The organism is Rahnella sp. AN3-3W3, assembly GCF_003263545.1.
GTDB lineage: Bacteria > Pseudomonadota > Gammaproteobacteria > Enterobacterales > Enterobacteriaceae > Rahnella > Rahnella variigena.
In genome coordinates this window covers 1-23,748 of the sequence record NZ_JYDG01000129.1, presented here as the reverse complement: position 1 = coordinate 23,748, position 23,748 = coordinate 1, and the positions used below count along the sequence as shown (strand labels likewise).

The 23,748-nt window shown below is 51.9% G+C and carries 27 protein-coding genes; 18 read left to right on the top strand and 9 right to left on the bottom strand.

Translation table 11 applies throughout. The features are described from left to right. The first annotated feature begins 91 nt into the window (after positions 1–91). Positions 92–331 carry a hypothetical protein gene (locus tag UC15_RS24735; RefSeq protein WP_112291778.1) on the top strand — a complete coding sequence of 80 codons (240 nt, stop codon included), beginning with the start codon at positions 92–94 and terminating at the stop codon, positions 329–331. Between the two features lie 73 nt (positions 332–404). Here the strand turns inward: UC15_RS24735 and UC15_RS24730 are convergent, their stop codons facing one another. After that, complete coding sequence (locus UC15_RS24730; protein ID WP_112291776.1) at positions 405–869, bottom strand: GNAT family N-acetyltransferase; 465 nt, start codon at positions 867–869, stop codon at positions 405–407. 329 nt (positions 870–1,198) lie between these two features. Here UC15_RS24730 and UC15_RS25815 point away from each other — a divergent pair, with 329 nt between their 5' ends. Further along, complete coding sequence (locus UC15_RS25815) at positions 1,199–1,372, top strand: hypothetical protein (RefSeq protein ID WP_165353196.1); 174 nt, start codon at positions 1,199–1,201, stop codon at positions 1,370–1,372. Positions 1,373–1,509: 137 nt separating this feature from the next. On the opposite strand, the gene UC15_RS24725 is transcribed toward UC15_RS25815, so the two are convergent. Continuing rightward, positions 1,510–1,710 (bottom strand): hypothetical protein, encoded by a 201-nt coding sequence (locus UC15_RS24725; protein ID WP_112291774.1) that lies wholly within the window; start codon positions 1,708–1,710, stop codon positions 1,510–1,512. Positions 1,711–1,839: 129 nt separating this feature from the next. On the opposite strand from UC15_RS24725, the gene UC15_RS24720 reads away from it, so the two are divergent. After that, the gene (locus UC15_RS24720) at positions 1,840–2,109 is read left to right on the top strand and encodes a hypothetical protein (protein WP_112291772.1); all 270 of its coding nucleotides are present in this window, start codon (positions 1,840–1,842) and stop codon (positions 2,107–2,109) included. A 58-nt stretch (positions 2,110–2,167) separates the two neighbouring features. Here UC15_RS24720 and UC15_RS24715 read toward each other — a convergent pair whose 3' ends face one another. Both UC15_RS24715 and UC15_RS24710 read right to left on the bottom strand, forming a co-directional pair. After that, complete coding sequence (locus tag UC15_RS24715) at positions 2,168–2,443, bottom strand: hypothetical protein (RefSeq protein ID WP_112291770.1); 276 nt, start codon at positions 2,441–2,443, stop codon at positions 2,168–2,170. 239 nt (positions 2,444–2,682) lie between these two features. Further along, positions 2,683–3,120: a DUF4186 domain-containing protein gene (locus tag UC15_RS24710; protein WP_198659765.1), complete on the bottom strand. Its 438-nt coding sequence runs from the start codon at positions 3,118–3,120 to the stop codon at positions 2,683–2,685. 126 nt (positions 3,121–3,246) lie between these two features. On the opposite strand from UC15_RS24710, the gene UC15_RS24705 reads away from it, so the two are divergent. Both UC15_RS24705 and UC15_RS24700 read left to right on the top strand, forming a co-directional pair. Beyond that, entirely contained in the window at positions 3,247–3,501 is a 255-nt protein-coding gene (locus tag UC15_RS24705; RefSeq protein WP_112291766.1) for a hypothetical protein, read from the top strand. A 71-nt stretch (positions 3,502–3,572) separates the two neighbouring features. Further along, complete coding sequence (locus tag UC15_RS24700; protein ID WP_015690040.1) at positions 3,573–3,731, top strand: YqaE/Pmp3 family membrane protein; 159 nt, start codon at positions 3,573–3,575, stop codon at positions 3,729–3,731. A gap of 116 nt (positions 3,732–3,847) precedes the next feature. Here the strand turns inward: UC15_RS24700 and UC15_RS24695 are convergent, their stop codons facing one another. The 5 genes from UC15_RS24695 to fliD all read right to left on the bottom strand — a co-directional run bounded on the left by UC15_RS24695 (position 3,848) and on the right by fliD (position 7,451). Continuing rightward, positions 3,848–4,024 (bottom strand): GhoT/OrtT family toxin, encoded by a 177-nt coding sequence (locus UC15_RS24695; protein WP_112291764.1) that lies wholly within the window; start codon positions 4,022–4,024, stop codon positions 3,848–3,850. 119 nt (positions 4,025–4,143) lie between these two features. Next, the gene (locus UC15_RS24690) at positions 4,144–4,998 is read right to left on the bottom strand and encodes an AraC family transcriptional regulator (RefSeq protein ID WP_112291800.1); all 855 of its coding nucleotides are present in this window, start codon (positions 4,996–4,998) and stop codon (positions 4,144–4,146) included. A 227-nt stretch (positions 4,999–5,225) separates the two neighbouring features. After that, a complete protein-coding gene (gene fliT / locus UC15_RS24685) occupies positions 5,226–5,588 on the bottom strand; it encodes a flagella biosynthesis regulatory protein FliT (protein ID WP_112291762.1) in 363 nt (120 codons plus the stop codon). Further along, complete coding sequence (gene fliS, locus UC15_RS24680; protein WP_112291760.1) at positions 5,563–6,000, bottom strand: flagellar export chaperone FliS; 438 nt, start codon at positions 5,998–6,000, stop codon at positions 5,563–5,565. Before fliS ends, fliT begins: the two co-directional genes overlap by 26 nt. Positions 6,001–6,014: 14 nt before the next feature. Then, complete coding sequence (gene fliD / locus UC15_RS24675) at positions 6,015–7,451, bottom strand: flagellar filament capping protein FliD (protein WP_112291758.1); 1,437 nt, start codon at positions 7,449–7,451, stop codon at positions 6,015–6,017. Between the two features lie 375 nt (positions 7,452–7,826). On the opposite strand from fliD, the gene UC15_RS24670 reads away from it, so the two are divergent. The 13 genes from UC15_RS24670 to UC15_RS24610 all read left to right on the top strand — a co-directional run bounded on the left by UC15_RS24670 (position 7,827) and on the right by UC15_RS24610 (position 23,649). Further along, the gene (locus tag UC15_RS24670; RefSeq protein WP_112291756.1) at positions 7,827–9,209 is read left to right on the top strand and encodes a FliC/FljB family flagellin; all 1,383 of its coding nucleotides are present in this window, start codon (positions 7,827–7,829) and stop codon (positions 9,207–9,209) included. A 306-nt stretch (positions 9,210–9,515) separates the two neighbouring features. Then, positions 9,516–10,238: an RNA polymerase sigma factor FliA gene (locus UC15_RS24665; RefSeq protein WP_112291754.1), complete on the top strand. Its 723-nt coding sequence runs from the start codon at positions 9,516–9,518 to the stop codon at positions 10,236–10,238. Positions 10,239–10,292: 54 nt separating this feature from the next. After that, positions 10,293–10,799, top strand: coding sequence for a flagella biosynthesis regulatory protein FliZ (fliZ, locus tag UC15_RS24660; protein WP_095922218.1), 507 nt, complete (start codon positions 10,293–10,295; stop codon positions 10,797–10,799). Between the two features lie 169 nt (positions 10,800–10,968). Then, a complete protein-coding gene (locus tag UC15_RS24655) occupies positions 10,969–11,979 on the top strand; it encodes a D-cysteine desulfhydrase (protein ID WP_112291751.1) in 1,011 nt (336 codons plus the stop codon). Between the two features lie 135 nt (positions 11,980–12,114). Beyond that, positions 12,115–12,915, top strand: a complete 801-nt coding sequence (gene tcyJ / locus UC15_RS24650; protein ID WP_112291749.1) for a cystine ABC transporter substrate-binding protein — start codon at positions 12,115–12,117, stop codon at positions 12,913–12,915. A 165-nt stretch (positions 12,916–13,080) separates the two neighbouring features. Continuing rightward, entirely contained in the window at positions 13,081–13,749 is a 669-nt protein-coding gene (gene tcyL / locus UC15_RS24645) for a cystine ABC transporter permease (protein ID WP_112291747.1), read from the top strand. Further along, the gene (gene tcyN, locus UC15_RS24640) at positions 13,746–14,498 is read left to right on the top strand and encodes an L-cystine ABC transporter ATP-binding protein TcyN (RefSeq protein WP_112291745.1); all 753 of its coding nucleotides are present in this window, start codon (positions 13,746–13,748) and stop codon (positions 14,496–14,498) included. The genes tcyL and tcyN overlap by 4 nt, the downstream gene beginning before the upstream one ends. A gap of 91 nt (positions 14,499–14,589) precedes the next feature. Continuing rightward, positions 14,590–16,293: a chloride channel protein gene (locus UC15_RS24635; RefSeq protein WP_112291743.1), complete on the top strand. Its 1,704-nt coding sequence runs from the start codon at positions 14,590–14,592 to the stop codon at positions 16,291–16,293. Positions 16,294–16,616: 323 nt separating this feature from the next. Continuing rightward, entirely contained in the window at positions 16,617–20,381 is a 3,765-nt protein-coding gene (locus UC15_RS24630) for a nitrate reductase subunit alpha (protein ID WP_112291741.1), read from the top strand. Beyond that, positions 20,378–21,913, top strand: a complete 1,536-nt coding sequence (gene narH / locus UC15_RS24625; protein WP_112291739.1) for a nitrate reductase subunit beta — start codon at positions 20,378–20,380, stop codon at positions 21,911–21,913. The genes UC15_RS24630 and narH overlap by 4 nt, the downstream gene beginning before the upstream one ends. Then, positions 21,913–22,635, top strand: a complete 723-nt coding sequence (gene narJ / locus UC15_RS24620) for a nitrate reductase molybdenum cofactor assembly chaperone (RefSeq protein ID WP_112291737.1) — start codon at positions 21,913–21,915, stop codon at positions 22,633–22,635. Before narH ends, narJ begins: the two co-directional genes overlap by 1 nt. Next, on the top strand, positions 22,632–23,312 hold the full coding sequence (gene narI / locus UC15_RS24615; protein WP_095922190.1) for a respiratory nitrate reductase subunit gamma: 681 nt from the start codon (positions 22,632–22,634) through the stop codon (positions 23,310–23,312). Before narJ ends, narI begins: the two co-directional genes overlap by 4 nt. 97 nt (positions 23,313–23,409) lie before the next feature. Then, positions 23,410–23,649 (top strand): hypothetical protein, encoded by a 240-nt coding sequence (locus UC15_RS24610; protein ID WP_112291735.1) that lies wholly within the window; start codon positions 23,410–23,412, stop codon positions 23,647–23,649. Positions 23,650–23,748: the final 99 nt, after the last annotated feature.

Sequence of the window (23,748 nt, the reverse complement as noted above, 5' to 3'; positions counted from 1 at the left end):
TTAATATTCACAAGACTGTCATAATTACGAAACAAAAGTGAAATAACCTATTGGGGCAAACACAAATCCAATCTGTCCTCACGAGGTATTTATGTCAGTCATTCAGGCCAAATCATTGCACGAAGCCGAAGACCTGCTTAATTCCGGTATAGTGAAAAAAGTCGAACTGGCTTTTAATATTAACAGTGATGAGTTTTTTAAACTCGCGCTGGAATGCGGTGACCGGGGTGCGAAAATCACTAAGGGCAAAGAACACTTTGTTATCACCTTCAAAAAGTGGGTTATTCCTTCTAATGATCTCACGGCAACGAAAAGCAACGTTTTGATGTAATGGCTTTTCGCGTCTCCATAACACTGTCAGAAGGCAGCGTTATGGAGATATTTGTTTTCCTGCCTGTAACGCTTTATGCCACCGCTTTCATCATATAAACACTGAGCGGATCCGGTGCCTGTTGATAATCCCCAAACGCCTGCGTCCGTGAATAACCCAGTTTCTCATACAGGGTAATGGCCTTTTCCTGAAACACGCCCGTTTCCAGAAACAGCTCCCGGTGTCCCAGCGCTTTCAGTTTCTTTTCCATTGCGGCGATCAGCAGTGATGCGATACCTTGCCCGCGAAACAAAGGATTTACATAAACCCGTTTCATCTCAGCCAGCCCCTGTCGGGTAATATACAGGCAGGCGCAACCGGCCCAGTCGTCATCTACCTTCGCCATGAAACAGGTAATTTCACCTTCATCAAGCTCAGTGATGTTAATCCCCTGAAAAGATTCAGGCGGATAAAGCGGGTATTGATACGCGTCCAGCTCTGCAATAAGCCGGGTCAAATGCGGGTGGGTGGCATCGGTTTCAAAAATCTGGGCACTCACAGCGTGGGCTCTCATCGCAACAAAATGGACACGTATTCTTAACCGGAATTACACCAAAAACAAGGGAGCAAATATGGGAACTGTGGCTGAAAGCCTTGCAGACGCAGGAAGAGTGTAAAATTTAATAATGATCTGGAAACGTCTGTCAGAGTTGTCTGATTTTCAACCGCTGCGCTCTTTTTATAGGTTATACCTAATTCATTTCAGTAACATTTATCCAACATGATTAATGTATACAATGAAATAACTCTGTGTGATTAATAGAAGGCGCATGATCACTCAGGGTGCAAAGAAGTAAAATATAAGAAATTGATTCTAAGGATAAAAATATGGCTGTCTATCCTGTTGGCGTTTTTGTCACGCTTACTTTTACACCAGGTTTGTTTGAAGTTGTCGCTGTGCTGGATGAGCTTACGCCAGTGCAATACCAGGTCATGAATGTGGAGACCGGGAATGTGATTCGGGTGAATGAAAACTTCATCCGGGGGATTATAAAACCTTAAACTTCAACGCATTAAGCTTTGAGATCAGAGGCCGGACAGGAAAACTGTCCGGCCTTTCTTATTCATCAGGAAACACGTCTATCTGGAAACACGTCTATCTGAAACTAGTTATCAGGAAACACGGATCCGCGTTCAGGTTAATCAGGCATCAGGTTGTTAAAATCGTCTTCATAGAGGCCACGGCACTCTTGCATAAATTCCGGGTAGCCCAGTTCTGACGTCTGAACTTCGCGGCCCAGGCGTTTTTCCAAATCCTCGTGAAACCACTCAAATTCGCCATGCAGAATGCCGGTAAAACCGGTCAGGATGATGCATTGCTCTGGCGTTAATTTTTTCACGGCCAATCCTTATGATGTTTTGAGCACAATAAATGCTGAAAGAGAGAAGTGCTTCACGCCGGTATCCGGCAGGACGCGGTGACATATTCTATCCTTTAATTAATCTCACTGGAAAACAAGGAGTCACATATGGATCAGGATCTGTTCGAACAGGCACCGTTGCCGTTGCTTACACGTTTTCAGGTCGGCGACCGGGTAAAATTACTCACGTTTCCGGTGGGCGTTCATCCGGCCAGTTATCAGCTTGATGTCGTGATCACCAGCATTCAGGATGGCGAATTTGAGGGGGAAATCCTGCGCATCGCCCCTCTCGGACGGCTGGGACATCATGAAGCGCACTTTACGCTGGGCGGTCACGTCGCTTTCTTTGCCAGGAACATTCAGGGGATGGCAGCTTAAAAGCAAAAACCCCGCGAAACGGGCGGGGTTTAGTGACTTCATCATAATGTGTTGCGGGTTACATCAGGGGCTTGACGTGCTTGGTCAGCGCCTGGTTACTTAATTCATCAGCCTTGATTTTCGAACAATTTCCGCAATAGCCAACGAGATACCAGTTCCCGTCTGCCCCTTTTTCCGGATTCACTTTGTAGCGCTCGTTTTGCTTACCGTAAAATTCGCGCTCTGCGTGCTTTGATGCATCTTCCCAGAAGCACAACGAAAACTGATGGCATTTATCGACATGCCGTTGTCCGTTGCGACTTCCTCCAACCAGTAAATAATGATACTCAGACATGCATGCTCCTTTTCCCAATGTGGGCAATTATCCTGACAACAAGTTTCGAACTCGTTTCACCTGGAAAAACCATCTTAAAGACTGCACAAGAAGCACTGCTAAAAGGGTGCGCTGAGGGCTACCCGTGACACTTTTTTAAATTCCTTAAAATTATAGAGCACGATGGGGGACTGGCTGGTGAAAGCTAAAAATATGTGATGAAAGTCACTTTTTATTTTTCTCTGAGTGTGACATTCCTCTTACAACAAATTGAGTTGTTGTGCTTCATCGCCGTTATCGGGCTTTTTCTGCTTAGGTTTTCGCGGCTTAGCGACGGGAACAGGGCGCTGCATTTCGATATTCAGCCAGTGCATGATTATCGTAACGGTATAATCTTGCTGGGTTTTTGACATTTCGCTATGCGCGGGAATGCCATGCCATTTTTCCAGACATCCCCGGCAGCAGGTGGCGGTCGCGTGTTGCGCGATAAATACCGGATGGCCGCGCATAGGTGTCTGTTTCCCATCATTTTGCGGTTCGGATGGCGCAAGACGGCTGGCAACAAAATCTGCAGCGTGGCGGCTGATGTCTGCCGCGCCTTTATCCTGACAATAAGAATACTCTTTCGGGCCAAGATGAAAGCGCTGGCGGAAGGGCGAGGCTGCCAGGCGCTGAAAAACAGCTTCAGTGGAAAACATTGTCATTTGTCCGTTTAAAATCTACACGCTGAAATAGCGGGTCAAACCTTATCAGCTCAGCCTTTCGCATTGATGCCCACGTGCTAGTCTGGCCTGACTGATTCACTAACCCGGCAGGCTCCCGCGATGGCAGAGAAACATGTTATAGATTTGGTCATGACGGTCAACAAACACGCCGAAGAAACTGCCATGCAACAAATGATGTTGCGCAATTTTATCATCGTGATGTGCCGCAGCATGACCGAAGAGCAAAAAAATCAGGTGAGATGGCAGATGCGTCAGATTCATCAGGTCACAGATGCGGAGTACCGTGACGGGGATGTGCAGTTACTGGAAAAAGCCCGCCGTGACGTAGAAATCATGCTCGAACTGATCAATTAGGTTTCATCTGATGTCCGGGGCCCAGGGCGATGGTCTATCATTAAGTTAATGATAACCAAAGGGAGATAAGTATGGGATTTTGGAGAGTGTTAATCACTATTCTGGTGCCGCCGCTGGGCGTGCTGATAGGTAATGGTTTTGGCGGTGCGTTTCTGCTGAACATCATTCTGACACTGTGTGGTTATCTGCCGGGCTTGATCCACGGCTTTTGGGTTCAGACACGTAAGTAATCGTCAGAACCCTAAAGATACAGCGTTTTGAACGTAACCCGGTTTTGACCCTTACAGGTCAGGCCGGGTTTTCTTTTGGCCAATATCTACAGGCACTATGCATCAGGCACTATGCATCAGAACAGAGAGAACAACATCACCACGGGCAGGCTCATAGGCCAGGTGAAACCGATAATGCCGGAGGTTAACAATCTTATTTTAATCGTGTCACGGCTCACCAGAAGGGTAAACAATACCGCAATACCCAGTCCGCCCCAGTAAATCGTCTTAATAACTTCCCACCAAACGTGCACAACTGACCCCTGAATATGGATAAAAATGACGGCGGGTATGATATTCCGTTAACATCTGGTAATCAATTATTGTGTGATGTTACTCAAGTTTTTGTTGTGTGGTGCTTTGGTGTGAATTGTTATATTTCTTCGGTTGTGCCATGCGTCTGCGCCGAAAGAGGGCGCAAATGTCCGCGAATGGCGGTCGGGGCGAAGCCAAAACGTTTACGAAAACGCTCCGCAAAACGTGAAGCACTTTCATAGCCGACCTGATGGGCAATATGCGAAATCGCCAGATCTGTACATTGCAAAAGCCGCAGGGCATGGGTCATGCGTACATCAATCATCAGATTTCTCAGGACACAATCTTCTGCCGCCAGACGTCTTCGCAGCATCACCTCGTTCATCATCAGATTTTCGGCCACTTCTGCCGCCGTAAATGATTTATGCAGATTATTGATCAGCAGTTCGCGTACCTGTTCTGTGACGGTTTCAGGGTGTTGCAGCGAATAACGCACGCCGAGCTGTGATAACCATAAGAGTTGTTCGATCATGCGGTGGCGGGTAATGGCTGCGGGCAGGCCGTGGTGCCAGAGAATGGCGCTGTGCGTGTCGGTAAAACTTTGTTTAAAGGCGGTGGGAATATGCGGAATAACCTGTAAGTTTTCGACAGAGATAAGCGGCGGACTAAAGCCGGTGGCATGCAGCCCGGCATCGGTGAGTAACTGATGATCCCACGCCATAATGGCGCTGCTGAACGGGCCGTTATCGGAAAGATGGTGTGTCAGGCTCAGGGTTTGTCCGCTGTTAAGAACCAGCATTTCGCCGGATTGCAGCGTAACCTGTTGTTCCTGATAGTTTATTGAAAGACTGCCATTCTGAACAAGGATCAACTGTGGCTTATTAATATAAACATCATGAATAAAAAGTTCACTGTGCTGAATAAGCAGTGAAATAGTTCCTATCCCTGGTGTCACTTTTATTTTACGAACCATGTTGATGATGCCCGAAAAAAGACGACCGCAATTTGTTGCTTGCTGCCTGATATAAAGTTCCCGCTTATGCTGATACAAACAGGCTGCCGGATGGAACGTGTGTCACAAGAGAAGACCAGAGAGTGCCAGCCCTGGCAGCCAGGCGCTCTCTGCCTCTGAAAACTTTTTGTACAAGAAATATTGAAAAGTAAAACCAACTTAACTTTAAATTTTTCAGGGATCAATAATTACTGGCGATCGCCAAATGCGATCGAACGGAGATCAATCTTTCCGTAAGTCATATTTACTTGTTGTTGTTTTGACGACTGCCCGATCAGCTCGGTGAGTTTTTTCATCCGCGCTTGTAATAACGTTTTAACCGTATTTTCATTATCCAGAATGATACGCAAATAACGGCGGATATCATTCTGAACCATGATCGATGTCTGTTCTGACATCGGTAACTTCGTCGTTGCTTCTACTGCTTTCACGTAACCGACTTCGAGCTCGACCAGCTCATCCCATTTCTCTTCATTCGCCAGCCGCAACATCTGCTCGCTTAAAGACAGGATCAGTTGATATTCATTAACCAGATACTGATGTTGATCCATTATATTGGTCCTGCGACGGGTGGTAGTTTGGGCCGATTTGCCGCCAGGCATCGGCGATGTTTTCAAGCAAGGCCAGCACTTCCGTGATGGCCTCTTGATCGTTGTGTAAATTGGCATGTAATAAACGACGGACCATATAGGAATAAAGCGCTTCCAGGTTATCCACTAATTCAGGATCGCCTTTCTCGCGACTTAATCCGGCTTTCAGTCCGCTGTCGATAATATTAATAGCCATAGACAGCGCTTTGCCTTTTTCGGCAATGCTGCCTTGCTGGATAAAAATACGGGCACGGATCAGGGCGCTGCGCGCCCCGTCAAATAACATGGTAACCAGCTGATATGGCGTGGCGCTCATGACGCCACTTTCGAGGCCTACCTGAGCATAGGCCTGAGTTCCTTTAGCGTTATACATAATCTGTTTCCTTACTAGCTTGAACTTGATGAGGACATGGCTTCGAACTGCTGCGTCAGATAAGTCGCGGTGCTGTTGAGCTTCTGAATCGAGACATCAAGTGCCGTGAATTGCGTTTTGTAACGGGCGATGGTGTCGTTAATGCTGGTGTTCACCTTGTTGTACTGCTCGGTGAGGCTTTTCAGCGTGGTGTTCACGGCTGTCTGAGCGTTAGCAATCGTACCGGTGCTGGTATTCAGGAACCCGCCGTTCAGGTTGCTGATATTGGTCATCACACCAGTCGTTTTGCCATCACCGACCATCATGGTCTGCACGGCGTTCGGATTATTGGTCAGCGCGGTGCTCAGTTTAGTGCTGTCAATTTCCAGCTTACCGGTGTCCGGATCAGTGGTGATCCCGATACTTTGCAATGAGCTGACCGTGCCAGAACCTGAAACGCCGGTGATGGCTGTTTTCAGACGGGTCTGGATAGTGCGCAGCGCGCTGTCACCGAGTAATGCACCGTTGGTACTGTCAGCGGTATCGGTATTCGTCGCGGTTGCCGTGAATTTGGTCAGGCTGGAGAACGTATCCTGTAATGAGTTATAGGCATCAACGAATGTCTTAATTGCTGATGTTGCAGTGCTAGTGTTTTTAACAACGGTTAAGGTTGCAGCAGTTGATGTCGTGTCGGTGAGATTTAAAGTAATCCCGTCCTGCGCATCACTAATAGTGTTGCTCTGGCGTTCCAGGTCGATGCCATTAAAGGTCAGTTTGGCATTGGCGGCAGTCGCGTTTTGAGTCATCGCACCGGTGCCGGTAGATGAGTCATAACCAATAATATTATTCAGCTGGTCATCACCGGTGACGCTCACGGTCATTTCTGAATCAGTACCGGTATTGTTGGCGCTCAGCACCAGCTTATAACTGCTGTCATCCACTTTAACGATACTGGCGGTGACGCCGCCGCCCGCTTTATTAATGGCATCACGAACGCCGGTCAGTGACGTCTGATCATCGGTCAGTTTGATGCTCAGCGGGGTACTGCCGTCGCCCTGGCTGATAGTCAGGGTGCGGGTGTTATCAGTGGTCGTCGCACCCAGCGCGGTTTTATTACTTGATTGCGTCGCTGAAACTAAAGACTGCGCAGACGCCAGCTGTGTGACGGAAACAGAATATTTACCCGCCGCCGCGCCGGTGCTGGTGGACACACTGAATGCTGACGTGTTGTTCGACGAGGCGGTGGTGGCACCGTAAGTATTGGTTGATGACAATGCGGTCGCTGCATCGGAAAACGTCTGCAATGCACTTTGCAGCGTGCCGTAGGCCGTCAGTTTTGCGCTGTAGCTGGTCTGTGCCGTGGTGATCGGCGTTAAACGCGCCTTTTCTGCGGTGGTCAGGTTATCCAGCAGGTCTGAAAGCTGTAAACCTGAACCGATGCCTAATGACGAGATAGTGCCTGAAGTGGCCATAATTATCCTTTACAGTTTGTTTGCCCTGAGTACTTGAATTTACAGTCGCCTTTACGTCGCGGGTTCATCTGTCTGACTAACGGATGTTAGTTGACGGACTCACTTCTTCGCCGCTAACTGCAACACCAATGACCTGAGGTATAAAAGAGTCTTTAAGCCCTATCGGCACGACGGAGAAAAAGTTTAATGGAATGCAACAAAAAGTAATGGCGTGAATAGGCGGTATAAGGAAGGGTAATTCTCAAAGTAAGAAATCGATCTTTTTTGAGAAATAATTCTAAAGGTTGCGGGTGTAGCGCCGATACAAGTTTGGACGGTGATGAACGCCGTGGGCAATAAGCCCGAACCCTTAACCAGATTTGAAGGAATACACTCATGGCTCAAGTTATCAATACCAACACGCTGTCTCTGATGACTCAGAACAACCTGAACAAATCCCAGTCCGCACTGAGCACCGCTATCGAGCGTCTGTCCTCCGGTCTGCGTATCAACAGCGCAAAAGACGATGCTGCTGGTCAGGCGATTGCTAACCGCTTCACTTCAAACATCAACGGTCTGACTCAGGCTTCACGTAACGCCAACGACGGTATCTCTGTTGCGCAGACCACTGAAGGCTCACTGAGCGAAATCAACAACAACTTACAGCGTATCCGTGAGCTGTCAGTTCAGGCTGCCAACGGCACCAACTCATCTTCTGACCTGACCTCAATCCAGGACGAAATCACTTCACGTCTGAATGAAATCGACCGCGTATCGGGCCAGACTCAGTTCAACGGCGTGAACGTACTGGCTTCTAACCAGACGATGAAAATTCAGGTTGGCGCTAACGATGGTCAGACTATCTCCATTGACCTGCAGAAAATTGACTCTACCACTCTGGGTCTGAACGGTTTCTCTGTTTCTGGTAATGCATTAAAAACTAGCGATGCTATTACCCAAATTCCTGGCGCAGCAGCTACTGATGCACCAGTTGCCATTAAATTCGGCGCAGCCGATGCAGCGGCTACCCCGCCAGTGTCTCAGGCTGATGCGACTGCAGCTATGGCTAAACAGTTGGGTGTGTCTGATGCATCACAGATGTCATTGCGCAATGTGCTGAACAAAGATGGCACAGCATCTGCTAACTATGTTGTTCAGGTAGGCAAGGACAACTATGCGGCTTCACTCGCTACTGATGGTACAGTCACACTGAACACCACTGACGTAACCTATTCAGACCAAGCGAATGGTGTATCAACTGCAACCCAATCTAAGCAACTGATAAAAGTAGGTACTGACGCTAATGGTGCAGCAGCAGGCTATGTAACCATTCAGGGTAAAAATTACACTGCAGGCAGCACAGGTACTGATGTTTTAGCTAACAGTGGAACATCCACTCCTACATCTGCCGTAGCGACTACTTTAGCATTAAGCGCAGGAACAACTGATGCGACGGATCCTACCAAATCCTTTGCAGCAACGGCTCAGTTCACTGGTGCCTCAACTAACGATCCGCTGGCTGCCATCGACGCTGCAATCGCTAAAGTTGACACCTTCCGTTCTTCACTGGGTGCGGTTCAGAACCGTTTCGATTCTGCAATCACTAACCTGGACAACACAACTACCAACCTGTCTTCTGCACAGAGCCGTATTCAGGATGCTGACTACGCAACAGAAGTTTCAGCAATGTCTAAAGCACAGATCCTGCAGCAGGCTGGTACTTCAGTATTGTCTAAAGCTAACCAGGTTCCTCAGTCTGTTCTGTCCCTGCTGCAATAATTGTCTTCGCAGACAAATTACGCAGTCCGGTCATAAACAGCTTAAACCCCGCTTCGGCGGGGTTTTTTTTAACTAAAATTTACGATTCTCTGGGATAAATGAAAACCATTCGCTGGTATAATTTAGGATAATCTTTATGTTATGGTTGATTTTTATACCATCGTTCGCACGTCGTGATGGGCAGTCAAAAACAGAATGTGCGAGACATAATCAAAATAACCGCGCTTTTCTGGCCTTATTCAGCCGATTGAACAGCAAATAGCACTGGCACAATGATACTGACCCTCAATTTGCCAGGTTACGACAGTGAGCGATCTGTATACCGCCGACGGCGTGATAGACAAAAATTCTTTGTGGCAGCGCTATGTTCCGCTCGTGCGCCATGAAGCCCTGCGTTTGCAGGTGCGGCTTCCCGCCAGCGTAGAGCTTGATGATCTACTGCAAGCGGGAGGGATCGGCCTGTTAAATGCGGTTGAGCGTTTTGATGCGATGCAGGGAACGGCGTTTACTACGTATGCCGTCCAGCGTATCCGCGGTGCGATGCTTGATGAGTTGCGCAGCCGCGACTGGGTACCACGCAGCGTCAGACGTAACGCGCGCGAAGTGTCTCAGGCGATGCATAGCGCAGAACAAAAATTAGGGCGACCACCGAGTGAAGGAGAGGTGGCGCAGACGCTGGATATTCCCATTGAGGAATACCGGCAAATATTAATGGACACGAACAGCAGCCAGTTGTTTTCATATGACGAGTGGCGTGAAGAGCACGGCGATACTGCCGAGGCATTGATGGAAGGGCACGAAGAGGCCAACCCGTTACATCATCTGTTGGAGGGCAATTTGCGCCACCGGGTGATGGAAGCTATCGATGCGTTACCAGAACGGGAAAAGATGGTACTTACGCTTTACTACCAGGAAGAGTTGAATTTAAAAGAGATCGGGGCGGTGCTGGATGTCGGGGAATCCCGGGTAAGCCAGCTCCACAGTCAGGCGATTAAGCGCTTGCGCACACGTCTGGCAAACGACCATTGATCCGCTTTTTCCTGGCCGGTTATACATTTTATATCCCTTATCAGGAATAAATTTATGCCAGCGGGAATCAAAACAAGGCCTTTAAGCCGTTATCTTAAAGATTTTAAACACAGTCAGACTCACTGCTCACAGTGTGCAAAAGAACTCGACAGGATGGCCTTGGTGTTTCGCGGGCAAATCATCAATAAAGAGGCCATCGCCAAGATGGACCAGCCTATTGATGATGACGTGTGGCACAACCTGTCGCAGGAACTGACCGCACTGTGTCGTTTTTGCAGTGAGATAAGCTGTAACAGCCATTCGTCTTATTTCGACATTATGGCGTTTAAGCAATATCTGTTCGAACAGACTGAGATGAATCACAGCACGGTGCGCGAGTACGTTGTCCGCCTCCGCCGTCTGGATGAAATCCTCTCTGCCAATAACTATCCTCTGGATAAACTTTCCGGAGACAGTATCCACCAGCGGATCATCAGTGATTTGCCGGTGGCGGGACACGATAACTACCGTATTGCCCTGCGCAAATACGACCAGTATCTGGCCTGGCAGAAATCTGCATAACGCACCACACAAACAGGCTCCTGCGGGGGCCTGTTTTTTTGTCTTGCATCCCGCTCTGCGCAAAGTATAAATTCTTCATATACTGACTTTATTACCATTCTCCAGACTCTACCCAACTTAGACTATAACGACTTCGCACGGCGACACGTCTGTGCGTCAGGGGAACATTGTGCCTGCTAAAATTTCTTTGCTTAAAACCCGGCTGGAAGCCTTTGACCGTCTCGAACTCTTAAGCAGCCCGACGCCGCTGGAGAAACTTCATCGTCTCTCGGAATTCACCGGACGCGACATTTACATTAAGCGCGACGACATCACCCCGCTGGCGCTGGGTGGCAACAAGCTGCGTAAGCTGGAATATCTGGCGGCAGCCGCGCTGGCAGAGGGCGCGGATACTCTGGTGACCGCCGGGGCTATTCAGTCTAACCATGTGCGTCAGACGGCAGCCGTGGCGGCCAGGCTGGGTCTGAAATGCGTGGCGCTGCTGGAAAACCCCATCGGCACCACCGAAGCCAATTATCTGACTAACGGTAACCGTCTGCTGCTGGATTTATTTAATGTGGAAGTGGTGATGTGTGACGCGCTGCTTGATCCGATGGCGCAGCTGGCAGAACAGGCTGAACGTCTGGAAGCGCAGGGGTTCCGTCCGTACGTTGTGCCGGTCGGCGGCTCGAATGCGCTCGGTGCGCTGGGCTATGTGCAATGCGCACTGGAAATCGCCGAGCAGTCTTCGGCCAATTTTGTTGATTTCAGCGCCGTCGTGGTGGCTTCCGGCAGTGCGGGAACGCACGCCGGGCTGGCGGTGGCATTGCATCATCTGATGCCAGACACGCAACTGATTGGCGTGACGGTGTCACGCAGTGCGCAGGATCAGCGTCCAAAAGTGGAAGCCATTGCCCGTGAAGTGGCAACATCGCTTCAGTTTGATGACAACGCGCCGCCGGTTATTTTGTGGGATGAGTATTTTGCTCCGCGCTACGGTGAGCCGAACGAGGCCGGTATGGCAGCAGTAAAACTGCTTGCAGAGCAGGAAGCCATGCTGCTGGATCCGGTGTATACCGGCAAAGCGATGGCCGGATTGCTCGACGGAATCGAGCGGGGTTTGTTCCCGGATGAAGGCCCGATCCTGTTCATTCACACGGGTGGCGCACCGGCACTGTTTGCGTATCATCCGCAAGTTTGATCGCCTAAAATGCGCTTATGCTTTTTTGAGCTAAGATTATAGAATTATATTCCTGATAACTGATGCGACCGGTGCTACTGTGCGCAAATCAGTAAGGCATATAACTTTTTATAATGAACAATAATTGAGGTGAATATGGGTTTTTCAGCGTTACGTCGTCGTTTAGTCCTCGGGGCAGTGGCCGTGACATTATCCACCGGGCTTATCAGCAACAGCTTTGCGGATGAAGGTTTACTGAAGAAAGTCAAAGATCGCGGCACATTGATCGTCGGTCTTGAAGGCACGTATCCTCCGTTCAGTTTCCAGGGTGAAGACGGCAAACTGACCGGCTTTGAAGTGGATTTCGCTGATGCGCTGGCACAGCACATGGGCGTGAAAGCTAAACTGCAACCGACCAAGTGGGACGGTATGCTGGCTTCACTGGAATCCAGGCGTATTGATGTGGTTATCAACCAGGTGACCATTTCTCCTGAGCGCCAGAAAAAATACGATTTCTCTACGCCATACACCGTGTCCGGTATTCAGGCGCTGGTGAAGAAGGGCGCAGAAAGCTCGATTACCAAACCTGAAGATCTGAAAGGCAAAAAAGTCGGCGTGGGTCTGGGTACTAACTACGAACAATGGCTGCGTGCGAACGTGCCAGGTGTTGATGTCCGTACTTATGATGATGACCCGACTAAATATCAGGATCTGCGCGTAGGCCGTATCAATGCGATTCTGGTTGACCGTCTGGCGGCACTGGATCTGGTGAAGAAAACCGGTGATACCCTGGCTGTTGCAGGCGCACCGTTCTCCCGTCAGGAATCCGGCGTAGCAATCCGTAAGGACAACCCTGAACTGCTGGCGGCGATCAACACGGCGATTGCTGAAATGCAGAAAGACGGTTCACTCGCGAAGATCTCTGAAAAGTGGTTTGGTGCCGACGTGACGAAGTAATGCTCGTCATAACTGAACTTGCCCCGGCGTTAGCTGCGCTTGCTCGCCCGAATCACTTACCTGTGTAAGCTCATCGGGACTCGCGCACTTGCTGCCTTGATGCAAGTTCATTTATTTAGAGCATATGTGAATATCTCAAAGATCCAGAAAATCTAAAGGTCTTAGATGCAAGAAAGTATTCAACTGGTGCTGGATTCAGCACCATTTTTATTGAAAGGTACCCTGTTTACCCTTCAGCTCAGTCTGGGCGGAATGGTCTTCGGGTTGATTCTGGGCTTCATCCTGGCGCTGATGCGCCTTTCGCATTTCTGGCCGCTGTCGTGGATATCGCGTTTTTACGTGTCCGTATTCCGTGGCACGCCGCTGATTGCTCAGCTGTTCATGATTTATTACGGCCTGCCGCAGTTCGGCATCGAGCTGGATCCTATTCCGGCGGCGATGATTGGCCTGTCTTTAAACACCGCGGCTTACACCTCTGAAACCCTGCGTGCGGCGATTTCGTCGATTGAAAAAGGGCAGTGGGAAGCGGCGGCAAGTATTGGTATGAGTCCGTGGCAGACGCTGCGACGCGTGATTTTACCGCAGGCCGCGCGCACGGCGCTTCCGCCGCTCGGTAACAGCTTTATCGGTCTGGTGAAAGATACTTCGCTGGCCGCCACCATTCAGGTGCCGGAACTGTTCCGTCAGGCGCAGCTGGTTACTTCGCGCACGCTGGAAGTGTTCACCATGTATCTGGCCGCCTCCGTTATCTACTGGGTGCTGGCGACCGTTTTATCTTTCCTGCAAAACCGTCTGGAAGACCGCGTTAACCGTCAGGATCAGGAGCCTTCATGAGTACTATCGACGTAAAGCGACTGACTAAAAAGTTCAACAAGCAGACGGTGTTACACGGTATTGATTTGCAGGTGAATGCCGGAGAAGTCGTGGCGATTATCGGGCCGAGCGGTTCCGGTAAAACCACGTTACTGCGCAGTATTAATCTGCTGGAAGAGCCGGATGGCGGCACCATCAAAGTCGGCAATATCGAAATTGATGCCAGTAAGCCAATCAGCAAGCAAAAAGATAAAGTGCGCGAACTGCGCAAACAGGTCGGTTTTGTCTTCCAGAACTTTAATCTGTTCCCGCACCGCTCTGTGCTGGAAAACATCATTGAAGGGCCGGTGATTGTGAAGGGCGAGCCGAAAGAAAAGGCCATCGCCACCGCGCGTCAGTTGCTGGAAAAGGTCGGATTAAACGGCAAAGAAAACGCCTATCCGCGACGCCTTTCCGGCGGTCAGCAGCAGCGTGTGGCTATTGCCCGCGCACTGGCGATGAACCCGGAAGTGATTTTGTTCGATGAACCGACCTCAGCGCTGGATCCGGAGCTGGTCGGCGAAGTGCTTAACACTATCCGCGCACTGGCGCTTGAGCACCGAACCATGGTGATCGTGACGCATGAAATGAGCTTTGCCCGCGATGTCGCGGACCGGGCGATCTTTATGGATCAGGGCCGGATCGTGGAGCAGGGACCCGCGAAAGAGCTGTTCTCGAATCCGCAACACGCCCGCACAAAACAGTTCCTCGAGAAGTTTTTGGCTCACTAAAAAGCCTGGTCTGCTCCTTCCCCTGCGCAGGGGAGGAGTACGGCAAACCTAAAAGAGTTATTCGTTCCCCTTGTTCTCACGATGAGATCTTATGACGCTGAAAGCCCTAAATCCTGAATACCTGCAAAAGAGCGATCTGATAAATCTGCTGATTGCCATTCCCGCCGGGATTGTCGCCGCGCTGGTGACGATTGCATTTCGCGGGGCCATTTCGGGTGTGAACGGCCTGATGTTCACGGACGGCAGTGACATCACCAAAGCTTTCAACGAATACCCGAAACTCATCTGGCCGCTGATCACCACCGCCGGTGGCGTGATTGCCGGTTTCATCCTGATCCTGGCGCTGCGTTACGAAAACAAACACGGCAAGATGCCCGATTATCTGGATGTGATTGATCAGCGTTTGCCGGGCATTCCGGTAGTCAGCACCGTGCTGCGCGGGTTGTCGTCACTGGCCAGTATTGCCAGCGGCGGTTCAATTGGTCGGGAAGGGGCGATGGTGCAGCTTTCGGCATTGAGCGGCAGTCTGCTCGGGCGCTTTTCACGTTTTAAAGGCGTCCATCAGTCGGATATTATCGCGATGGCCGCGGCTGGCGGGCTGGCGGCGGTGTATCACGCCCCGTTTGCCGGTGCGCTGTTTGTGGCAGAAATCGCCTTCGGCGTGACCGCCGTGCAGCGGCTGATCCCGCTGTTCATTTCGGCCTCGGTCGCAGTGCTTACCGTGCGTTCCCTGACGGATTATGCGCCGCTCTATCTTTATTCCTCGGTCTCTTTCAGTCCGTCTCCCGGCGCGATTTTAACCGTGCTGATTATCGGCGTGGCGACGGGGATTCTCGGGCCGTTGTTTATCTCGTCTATTGATAAAGTCCGTCAGTGGATGAAACCCATTTCTCATCCCGCGCTGCGTCTCGGGCTGGGCGGACTGGGTGTCGGGCTGGTGGCGATGATTTCGCCGCTGGTGCTCGGTAACGGTTTTGAAGTCATCGATTTAATTCTTAACAATGGCGACTTACAGACGTCGTTGCTGGTGCTGCTGATCCTGAAAATTGTCGCGACGGCGATCACCATCGGTTCCGGTGCGGTGGGCGGATTGTTTACGCCATCGTTACTGATTGGTGCGGCGGGCGGGGCGCTGGTCTGTACTTTCCTGCAATGGCTGGGATTTGATCCCGGTCCGGTCGGACTTTACGCCGCCATTGGCATGAGTGCGCTGCTGGCGGCGACCAGTCACGCGCCACTGATGTCGATTATGATGGCGTTCGAGATGACCCTCAACAGTTCGCTGCTGTTCCCGCTGATGCTGGCGACGGCGATCTCTTATGTGGTGGCTTCCCGTCTTAAAGTTGGCGGAACCTATCCGGTGCTGACACGGCATAATGCGCGGTTTGCGGCGAAAAATGCCTTTGAATACAGCACGGTGGCCTCGCTGATTTCACCCTGTTCGAAAATGTACGTTGACGCTTCGCTGTCTGAAGTGGTCAGCGAAGGGCTGAAACAGCGCACGCGTTATGTGTATGTGGTGGATCGGGAAGAGCGTTTTCTCGGCGTGGTGCCGACTAACGTGGTGGCCGCCGGTCTTATCGATGGCAGCGTGAAATCCGACAGCCCGATGGACTCGTTTATCGAGCAGGAGTTCACCACGATTTTCCAGCAAGCCAGCTACGAGCAGGCATGGGCGATGTTCAGCAACTCGCCGCTCGAACGTCTGCCGGTGCTGGAAAATGCCGAATCGCGGCGGTTACTGGGCGTGATCACTAAAGCCTCACTGCTGAATAAAGCCAAAGATTTCCTCTGACTTACAGCCGGTTTTCTCAAAGAAAAACCGGCTGCTTTCTGAAATACCCCTCATTTTCCATATCCTTTCTTCCTGCGTTAAATGCCTTACCCGTTTTAAAATTAAATACTGTAAATCAATAAGATAGAAATCCCCTCGCTAATACCTCTTTGGGGGTATCTGGCGTTATGTAAAAAAATACACGACGGAGCGGCCTTGATCGCAATCAAGTAGACGCGCGTGTGGGATGAATACCCTGAGGCCAAATTGAGCAATGAAGTTGTATTCCCCGCCATTCACATAATGACAAAGCGCAAATAAGCCTTTGCACAGGAGAGTTCCGGATGAGCAAGTTTCTTGACCGGTTTCGCTATTTCAAACAGCTAGCTGAACCTTTCGCTGACGGCCACGGCCAGACGCTGGATACCAATCGTGACTGGGAAGACGGCTACCGCAGCCGCTGGCAGCACGACAAAGTGGTGCGATCCACACACGGTGTGAACTGCACCGGTTCATGCAGCTGGAAGATTTACGTTAAAAACGGTCTGGTCACCTGGGAAACCCAGCAGACCGATTATCCGCGCACCCGTCCGGATCTGCCGAACCACGAACCGCGTGGCTGCCCGCGTGGTGCCAGCTATTCCTGGTATCTCTACAGCGCAAACCGTCTGAAATATCCCCTGATGCGCAAAAAGCTGATCCAGTTATGGCGTGAAGCCAAGCTAAAACACAGCGATCCGGTGGATGCCTGGGGCTCGATCATTAATCAGCCGGCAAAGGCCAAAGAATATAAAGCCGCACGCGGTCGCGGTGGTTTTGTGCGTTCAAGCTGGCAGGAAGTGAATGAGCTGATTGCCGCGTCCAACGTTTATACCGCCAAGACTTTCGGTCCGGACCGCATTATCGGTTTCTCGCCAATCCCGGCGATGTCGATGGTGTCTTACGCATCCGGCGCTCGTTATCTGTCGCTGATCGGCGGCGTGTGTCTGAGCTTCTACGACTGGTACTGCGATTTGCCACCGGCTTCTCCGCAAACCTGGGGCGAGCAGACCGACGTGCCGGAATCGGCTGACTGGTACAACTCTTCCTATATTATCGCCTGGGGTTCTAACGTTCCGCAGACCCGTACGCCGGATGCTCACTTCTTTACCGAAGTGCGTTACAAAGGCACCAAAACGGTGGCCATTACGCCGGATTACGCCGAAATCGCTAAGATTTGCGACCAGTGGCTGGCACCGAAACAAGGCACCGACAGCGCGCTGGCGCTGGCAATGGGTCATGTGATCCTTAAATCCTTCCATATTGATAATCCAAGCCAGTACTTCACTGATTACGTGCGTCGCTATACCGACATGCCGATGCTGGTGATGCTGGAACCACGCGAAGACGGTTCCTATGCCGCAGGCCGTATGCTGCGTGCGTCTGATCTGGTGGACAATCTTGGTCAGGAAAATAACCCGCAGTGGAAAACCATCGCCTTTGACGAAAACACCGGCGAGCTGGTTTCACCGTTAGGTTCTATCGGTTACCGCTGGGGCGAAAAAGGCCAGTGGAACCTGGAATCCCGCGAAGGGAAAGAACATAAAGACGTCAGCCTGAAGCTGAGCCTGCTCGACGATCACGACGAAGTGGTCAGCGTGGGTTATCCGTACTTCGGCGGCGCGGTCAGCGAGCATTTCAACAGCGTCGCGCTGGATGAAATCCTGATGCACAAACTGCCGGTCAAACGCCTGCAACTGGCAGATGGCAGCACCGGTCTGGTGGCAAGCGTTTACGACCTGACGCTGGCGAACTACGGCATTGAACGCGGCCTGAACGATGAAAACTGCGCGCAAAGCTATGATGAAATCAAAGCCTACACGCCAGCCTGGGCCGAGAAAATTACCGGTGTTTCTCAGCAGAACATTGAGCGCATCGCCCACGAATTTGCCGATAACGCCAACAAAACCCACGGTCGTTCGATGATCATCGTCGGTGCCGGGATGAACCACTGGTATCACCTCGACATGAACTACCGCGGTTTGATCAACATGCTGATCTTCTGCGGTTGTGTTGGTCAGAGCGGTGGCGGCTGGGCACACTACGTCGGACAGGAAAAACTGCGTCCGCAAACCGGCTGGCAGCCGCTGGCGTTTGGCCTCGACTGGCAGCGTCCGCCACGCCAGATGAACAGCACGTCGTTCTTCTATAACCATTCCAGCCAGTGGCGTTACGAAACCGTCGCGCCGCAGGAACTGTTGTCTCCGCTGGCAGATAAATCCAAATTTACCGGCAGCATGATCGACTATAACGTGCGCGCCGAGCGTATGGGCTGGTTGCCGTCTGCGCCACAGCTGAGCGTTAACCCGCTGCGCATCGCGGAACAGGCGAAAGCCGCCGGTTTATCGCCGGCTGATTTCACCGTGGCAGCGCTGAAAGAAGGCAGTGTGCGCTTTGCTTCTGAACAGCCGGACAATCCGCAGAACTTCCCGCGCAACCTGTTCGTCTGGCGCTCCAACCTGCTGGGTTCCTCCGGTAAGGGCCATGAGTACATGCTGAAATATCTGCTGGGTACTGAACACGGTATTCAGGGTGATGATTTAGGCATTCAGGGCGGTGTGATGCCGGAAGAAGTCGAATGGCAGGCGCAGGGTGGCGAAGGCAAACTGGATCTGGTGGTGACGCTTGATTTCCGTATGTCCAGCACCTGTCTGTATTCCGACATCGTTCTGCCAACCGCGACCTGGTATGAAAAAGACGACATGAATACCTCGGATATGCATCCGTTTATTCATCCGCTGTCAGCGGCTGTGGATCCTGCCTGGGATTCGAAAAGCGACTGGGAAATCTACAAAGGCATCGCCAAAGAATTCTCCCGCGTCTGCGTCGGCCATCTGGGTGTGGAAACCGATGTGGTGACGCTGCCTATCCAGCACGATTCTGCCGCTGAACTGGCGCAGCCGTTTGGCGTGGAAGACTGGAAAAAAGGGGAATGTGACCTGATCCCGGGGCGTACCGCACCGCATCTGATGGCCGTTGAACGCGATTATCCGAATACTTACGAGCGCTTCACGTCGGTCGGTCCGTTGCTGGAAAAACTCGGTAACGGCGGTAAAGGCATCAGCTGGAATACCGACAGCGAAGTCGATTTACTGAAAAAACTGAATTACACCAAAGCGGATGGCACCGCCAAAGGCCAGCCGATGATTAACTCCGCGATAGATGCGGCAGAAGTCATCCTGACGCTGGCACCGGAAACCAACGGTCAGGTGGCAGTGAAAGCCTGGGCGGCGCTGAGCGAAAATACCGGCCGCGACCATACGCATCTGGCGCTGAATAAAGAAGACGAGAAAATCCGCTTCCGCGATATTCAGGCGCAGCCGCGCAAAATCATCTCGAGTCCGACGTGGTCGGGTCTGGAAGATGAACACGTTTCTTACAACGCCTGTTACACCAACGTGCATGAGCTGATCCCGTGGCGCACGCTGTCCGGCCGTCAGCAGATTTATCAGGATCACGCGTGGATGCGTGCGTTCGGTGAAAGCCTGCTGGTGTACCGTCCGCCAATCGACACCCGCGCGGCGCAACCGTTGCTGAATGCGAAACCGAACGGTAATCCGGAAATGGCGCTGAACTTCCTGACGCCGCACCAGAAATGGGGCATTCACTCCACCTACAGCGACAACCTGCTGATGCTGACCTTAGGTCGCGGCGGCCCGATTGTCTGGCTGAGTGAAGACGATGCGACAAAACTGGGTATCGAAGATAACGACTGGATCGAAGCGTTCAACGCCAACGGTTCACTGAGCGCCCGTGCGGTGGTCAGCCAGCGCGTTCCGGCGGGGATGACCATGATGTATCACGCGCAGGAACGCATCGTGAATATTCCAGGCTCTGAAATCAGCCAGCAGCGCGGCGGTATTCACAACTCCGTTACCCGCGTTTGCCCGAAACCGACTCACATGATCGGCGGCTATGCGCAGCTGGCATACGGTTTTAACTACTACGGCACGGTCGGTTCTAACCGCGATGAATTCGTGATTGTGCGCAAAATGAACCGCATCGACTGGTTAGACGATGAAGGCAATGACTACGTGCAGGACGCCGTGCAACAGGAGAAAGCCAAATGAAAATTCGTTCACAAGTCGGCATGGTGCTGAATCTCGACAAATGCATTGGCTGCCACACCTGTTCCGTGACCTGTAAAAACGTCTGGACCAGCCGCGAAGGGATGGAATACGCGTGGTTCAATAACGTGGAAACCAAACCGGGTCTGGGTTATCCGCACGACTGGGAAAACCAGGAAAAATGGAAGGGCGGCTGGATCCGCAAAATCAACGGCAAACTGCAGCCGCGTATGGGCAACAAAGCCAACCTGCTGCATAAAATCTTCGCCAACCCGCATATGCCGGAAATCGATGATTATTACGAGCCGTTTGATTTTGATTATCAGCATCTGCACACCGCAAAAGACAGTAAACATCAGCCGGTAGCCCGTCCGCGTTCACTGCTGACTGGCAAACGCATGAAGAAAATTACCGGCGGCCCGAACTGGGAAGACGATCTGGGCACCGAGTTCAGCAAACGTTCTGCCGATCAGAACTTCGCCAATATGCAGAAAGAAATGTACGGCGAGTTCGAAAATACCTTTATGGCGTACCTGCCGCGTCTGTGCGAACACTGCCTGAACCCGGCGTGTGTGGCGACCTGTCCGAGCGGTGCGATTTATAAGCGCGGCGAAGACGGCATCGTGCTGATTGACCAGGACAAATGCCGCGGCTGGCGCATGTGCCTGACCGGCTGTCCGTACAAAAAAATCTACTTCAACTGGAAAAGCGGCAAGTCAGAAAAATGTATTTTCTGTTATCCGCGTATCGAAGCGGGCCAGCCAACGGTCTGTTCCGAAACCTGCGTTGGCCGTATTCGCTATCTCGGCGTGGTGTTGTATGACGCCGACCGTATTGCCGAAGCCGCGTCAGTTGAGAACGATAAAGATCTCTACGAAAGCCAGATGAGCATCTTCCTCGATCCGAATGATCCTGACGTGATCGCCCAGGCTGAAAAAGACGGCATTCCGATTTCCGTGATGGACGCTGCGCGCCAGTCGCCGGTCTATAAAATGGCGATTGAATGGAAGCTGGCACTGCCGCTGCATCCTGAATACCGCACATTGCCGATGGTCTGGTACGTGCCGCCGCTGTCTCCGATCCAGTCTGCTGCCGACGCCGGTGCATTACCGCACAGCGGCGTGCTGCCGGACGTCGAAAGTCTGCGTATTCCTGTGCAATATCTGGCGAACCTGCTGACGGCGGGCGACACCGCACCCGTGCTGCGTGCGCTGAAACGTATGCTGGCGATGCGTCACTTCAAACGTGCTGAAACGGTTGACGGCATCACGGACACCAGCGCGCTGGAGCAGGTCGGATTGTCTGCGGCGCAGGCGGAAGAGATGTACCGCTATCTGGCGATTGCCAACTACGAAGACCGTTTCGTGGTGCCATCCAGCCATCGTGAACAGGCGCGTGAAGCCTTCCCGGAAGCCAAAGGTTGTGGTTTCAGCTTCGGTGACGGTTGTCACGGCAGCGACAGCAAATTCAACCTGTTCAACAGCAAACGCATTGATGCCATCGACATCGGCGCGAAAACAGAAAGGAAGGGCTAATGAACAGTTTACGCATCATCGGCCTGCTGCTGGATTATCCGTCCGAAGACTTGTGGGAACACAAGATGGAGCTTCTCGAGGCAGTGACTCAGTCTGCTGAACTGGACTCTGAGCAGCGTCTGGATCTGGCGCTGTACATCACGGATTTCTGTAAAAGGGATCTGCTGGATGCGCAGTCGGCGTATACCGGTTTGTTCGATCGCGGCCGCGCCACATCGTTACTGTTGTTTGAGCACGTGCATGGCGAATCCCGTGACCGCGGTCAGGCGATGGTTGATCTGATGGAGCAATATCGCGAAGCCGGGCTGGAAATTGACAGCCGTGAGCTGCCCGATTATCTGCCGCTGTACCTGGAATATCTCACCACGCGTGACGAACAACAGGCCCGCGACGGCCTGCGCGATATCGCGCCAATCCTGGCCTTGCTGAGTGCCCGTCTGCAGGAGCGTGACAGCCATTACGCCGAACTGTTTGATTTACTGCTGGCGATGTCCGGCAGTGATATCGCCACCGCAGCAGTGCGCGAAGGGATTAAACAGGAAGCCCGTGATGACACGCCTGCCGCGCTGGATGCGGTATGGGAAGAGGAGCAAATCAAGTTCCTCGGTGAGCAAAGTTGTGCGTCGGGTGAAGAAGCCGCGCACCAGAAACGCTTTGCCGGTGCGGTCGCACCACAGTATCTGAACCTTGATGAAATGCCTGCGGGGGAACCACGCAAATGACCGACTTCCTCAACAACTTCTTTTTCAATATCTATCCGTACCTGTGCGGCACGGTATTTCTGGTCGGCAGCTGGCTGCGTTATGACTACGGTCAGTACAGCTGGCGCGCGGGCTCCAGCCAGTTGCTGGAGAAGAAAACGCTGCGCATCGCTTCGCCGTTGTTCCACGTCGGTATCCTCGGCATTATCGCCGGTCATGCCTTCGGGATGCTGACGCCGCACTGGATGTATGAATCCTTCCTGCCGGTGCCGGTGAAACAGCAAATGGCGATGTGGGCGGGTGGTGCGTGTGGTGTGATGACCCTCATCGGCGGCGGTATGCTGGTGTGGCGTCGTCTGAGCAACGAGCGTGTGCGTGCGACGTCCAGCTTTGGTGACATCATGATCATCATTCTGCTGGTGGTGCAATGTGCGCTGGGTCTGAGCACCATTCCGTTCTCTGCACAGCATATGGACGGCAGCGAAATGATGAAACTGGTCGGCTGGGCGCAGTCGGTTGTGACATTCCGTGGCGGTGCAGCCGCGCATCTGGACGGCGTGGCGTTTATCTTCCGCGTACATCTGGTGCTGGGGATGACCTTATTCCTGCTGTTCCCGTTCTGCCGCCTGGTGCATATCTGGAGCGCGCCGGTGGAATATCTGACCCGTCGTTATCAGCTGGTACGTAATCGTCGCTGATTGACCTTCACGGATTGTGAAATGACGGTTTTGACATAAAAACGAAGGGCGCTATGATGCGCCCTTATCTTTTTTTTATTGCTCAAGGACGCATCTGATGGCCACCCCAAGACAACCCATGACCGTAGCCCGTCGTTTACTTCGCAACAGCCTGATTCTGCTGGTGATCGGCATTGTTGCCACTATCCACGGTTTAGTGGTCGGCAGCCCTGAAACCCCGCCGGGAGAAATGGCACCCCAACTGATGCTGGGCATCTGGTTTATCTTTATCGGCTGCGTGATGGCGTTGATTAGCTGGCTGGTGATCAGGAACAAGAAGAAAAAAGGGGAGATCTGAGGGCGAGGTTGAATAACCTTAAATTCAACTTCAACTTCAACTTCAACTTCAACTTCAACTTCAACTTCAACTTCAACTGCAAGACCGTGGGCGTCGGCC

Excerpts from the sequence above, each read along its gene's own strand:
- narJ (WP_112291737.1), top strand. The coding sequence starts at position 21,913 with ATGAACAGTTTACGCATCATCGGCCTGCTGCTGGATTATCCGTCCGAA.
- UC15_RS24670 (WP_112291756.1), top strand. The coding sequence starts at position 7,827 with ATGGCTCAAGTTATCAATACCAACACGCTGTCTCTGATGACTCAGAAC.
- narH (WP_112291739.1), top strand. The coding sequence starts at position 20,378 with ATGAAAATTCGTTCACAAGTCGGCATGGTGCTGAATCTCGACAAATGC.
- UC15_RS24705 (WP_112291766.1), top strand. The coding sequence starts at position 3,247 with ATGGCAGAGAAACATGTTATAGATTTGGTCATGACGGTCAACAAACAC.
- UC15_RS24715 (WP_112291770.1), bottom strand. The coding sequence starts at position 2,443 with ATGTCTGAGTATCATTATTTACTGGTTGGAGGAAGTCGCAACGGACAA.
- fliD (WP_112291758.1), bottom strand. The coding sequence starts at position 7,451 with ATGGCCACTTCAGGCACTATCTCGTCATTAGGCATCGGTTCAGGTTTA.
- narI (WP_095922190.1), top strand. The coding sequence starts at position 22,632 with ATGACCGACTTCCTCAACAACTTCTTTTTCAATATCTATCCGTACCTG.
- UC15_RS24720 (WP_112291772.1), top strand. The coding sequence starts at position 1,840 with ATGGATCAGGATCTGTTCGAACAGGCACCGTTGCCGTTGCTTACACGT.
- fliS (WP_112291760.1), bottom strand. The coding sequence starts at position 6,000 with ATGTATAACGCTAAAGGAACTCAGGCCTATGCTCAGGTAGGCCTCGAA.
- fliT (WP_112291762.1), bottom strand. The coding sequence starts at position 5,588 with ATGGATCAACATCAGTATCTGGTTAATGAATATCAACTGATCCTGTCT.
- UC15_RS24690 (WP_112291800.1), bottom strand. The coding sequence starts at position 4,998 with ATGGTTCGTAAAATAAAAGTGACACCAGGGATAGGAACTATTTCACTG.
- UC15_RS24735 (WP_112291778.1), top strand. The coding sequence starts at position 92 with ATGTCAGTCATTCAGGCCAAATCATTGCACGAAGCCGAAGACCTGCTT.
- tcyJ (WP_112291749.1), top strand. The coding sequence starts at position 12,115 with ATGGGTTTTTCAGCGTTACGTCGTCGTTTAGTCCTCGGGGCAGTGGCC.
- tcyN (WP_112291745.1), top strand. The coding sequence starts at position 13,746 with ATGAGTACTATCGACGTAAAGCGACTGACTAAAAAGTTCAACAAGCAG.
- UC15_RS24710 (WP_198659765.1), bottom strand. The coding sequence starts at position 3,120 with ATGTTTTCCACTGAAGCTGTTTTTCAGCGCCTGGCAGCCTCGCCCTTC.
- UC15_RS24700 (WP_015690040.1), top strand. The coding sequence starts at position 3,573 with ATGGGATTTTGGAGAGTGTTAATCACTATTCTGGTGCCGCCGCTGGGC.
- UC15_RS24635 (WP_112291743.1), top strand. The coding sequence starts at position 14,590 with ATGACGCTGAAAGCCCTAAATCCTGAATACCTGCAAAAGAGCGATCTG.
- UC15_RS25815 (WP_165353196.1), top strand. The coding sequence starts at position 1,199 with ATGGCTGTCTATCCTGTTGGCGTTTTTGTCACGCTTACTTTTACACCA.
- tcyL (WP_112291747.1), top strand. The coding sequence starts at position 13,081 with ATGCAAGAAAGTATTCAACTGGTGCTGGATTCAGCACCATTTTTATTG.
- UC15_RS24610 (WP_112291735.1), top strand. The coding sequence starts at position 23,410 with ATGGCCACCCCAAGACAACCCATGACCGTAGCCCGTCGTTTACTTCGC.
- UC15_RS24630 (WP_112291741.1), top strand. The coding sequence starts at position 16,617 with ATGAGCAAGTTTCTTGACCGGTTTCGCTATTTCAAACAGCTAGCTGAA.
- fliZ (WP_095922218.1), top strand. The coding sequence starts at position 10,293 with ATGCCAGCGGGAATCAAAACAAGGCCTTTAAGCCGTTATCTTAAAGAT.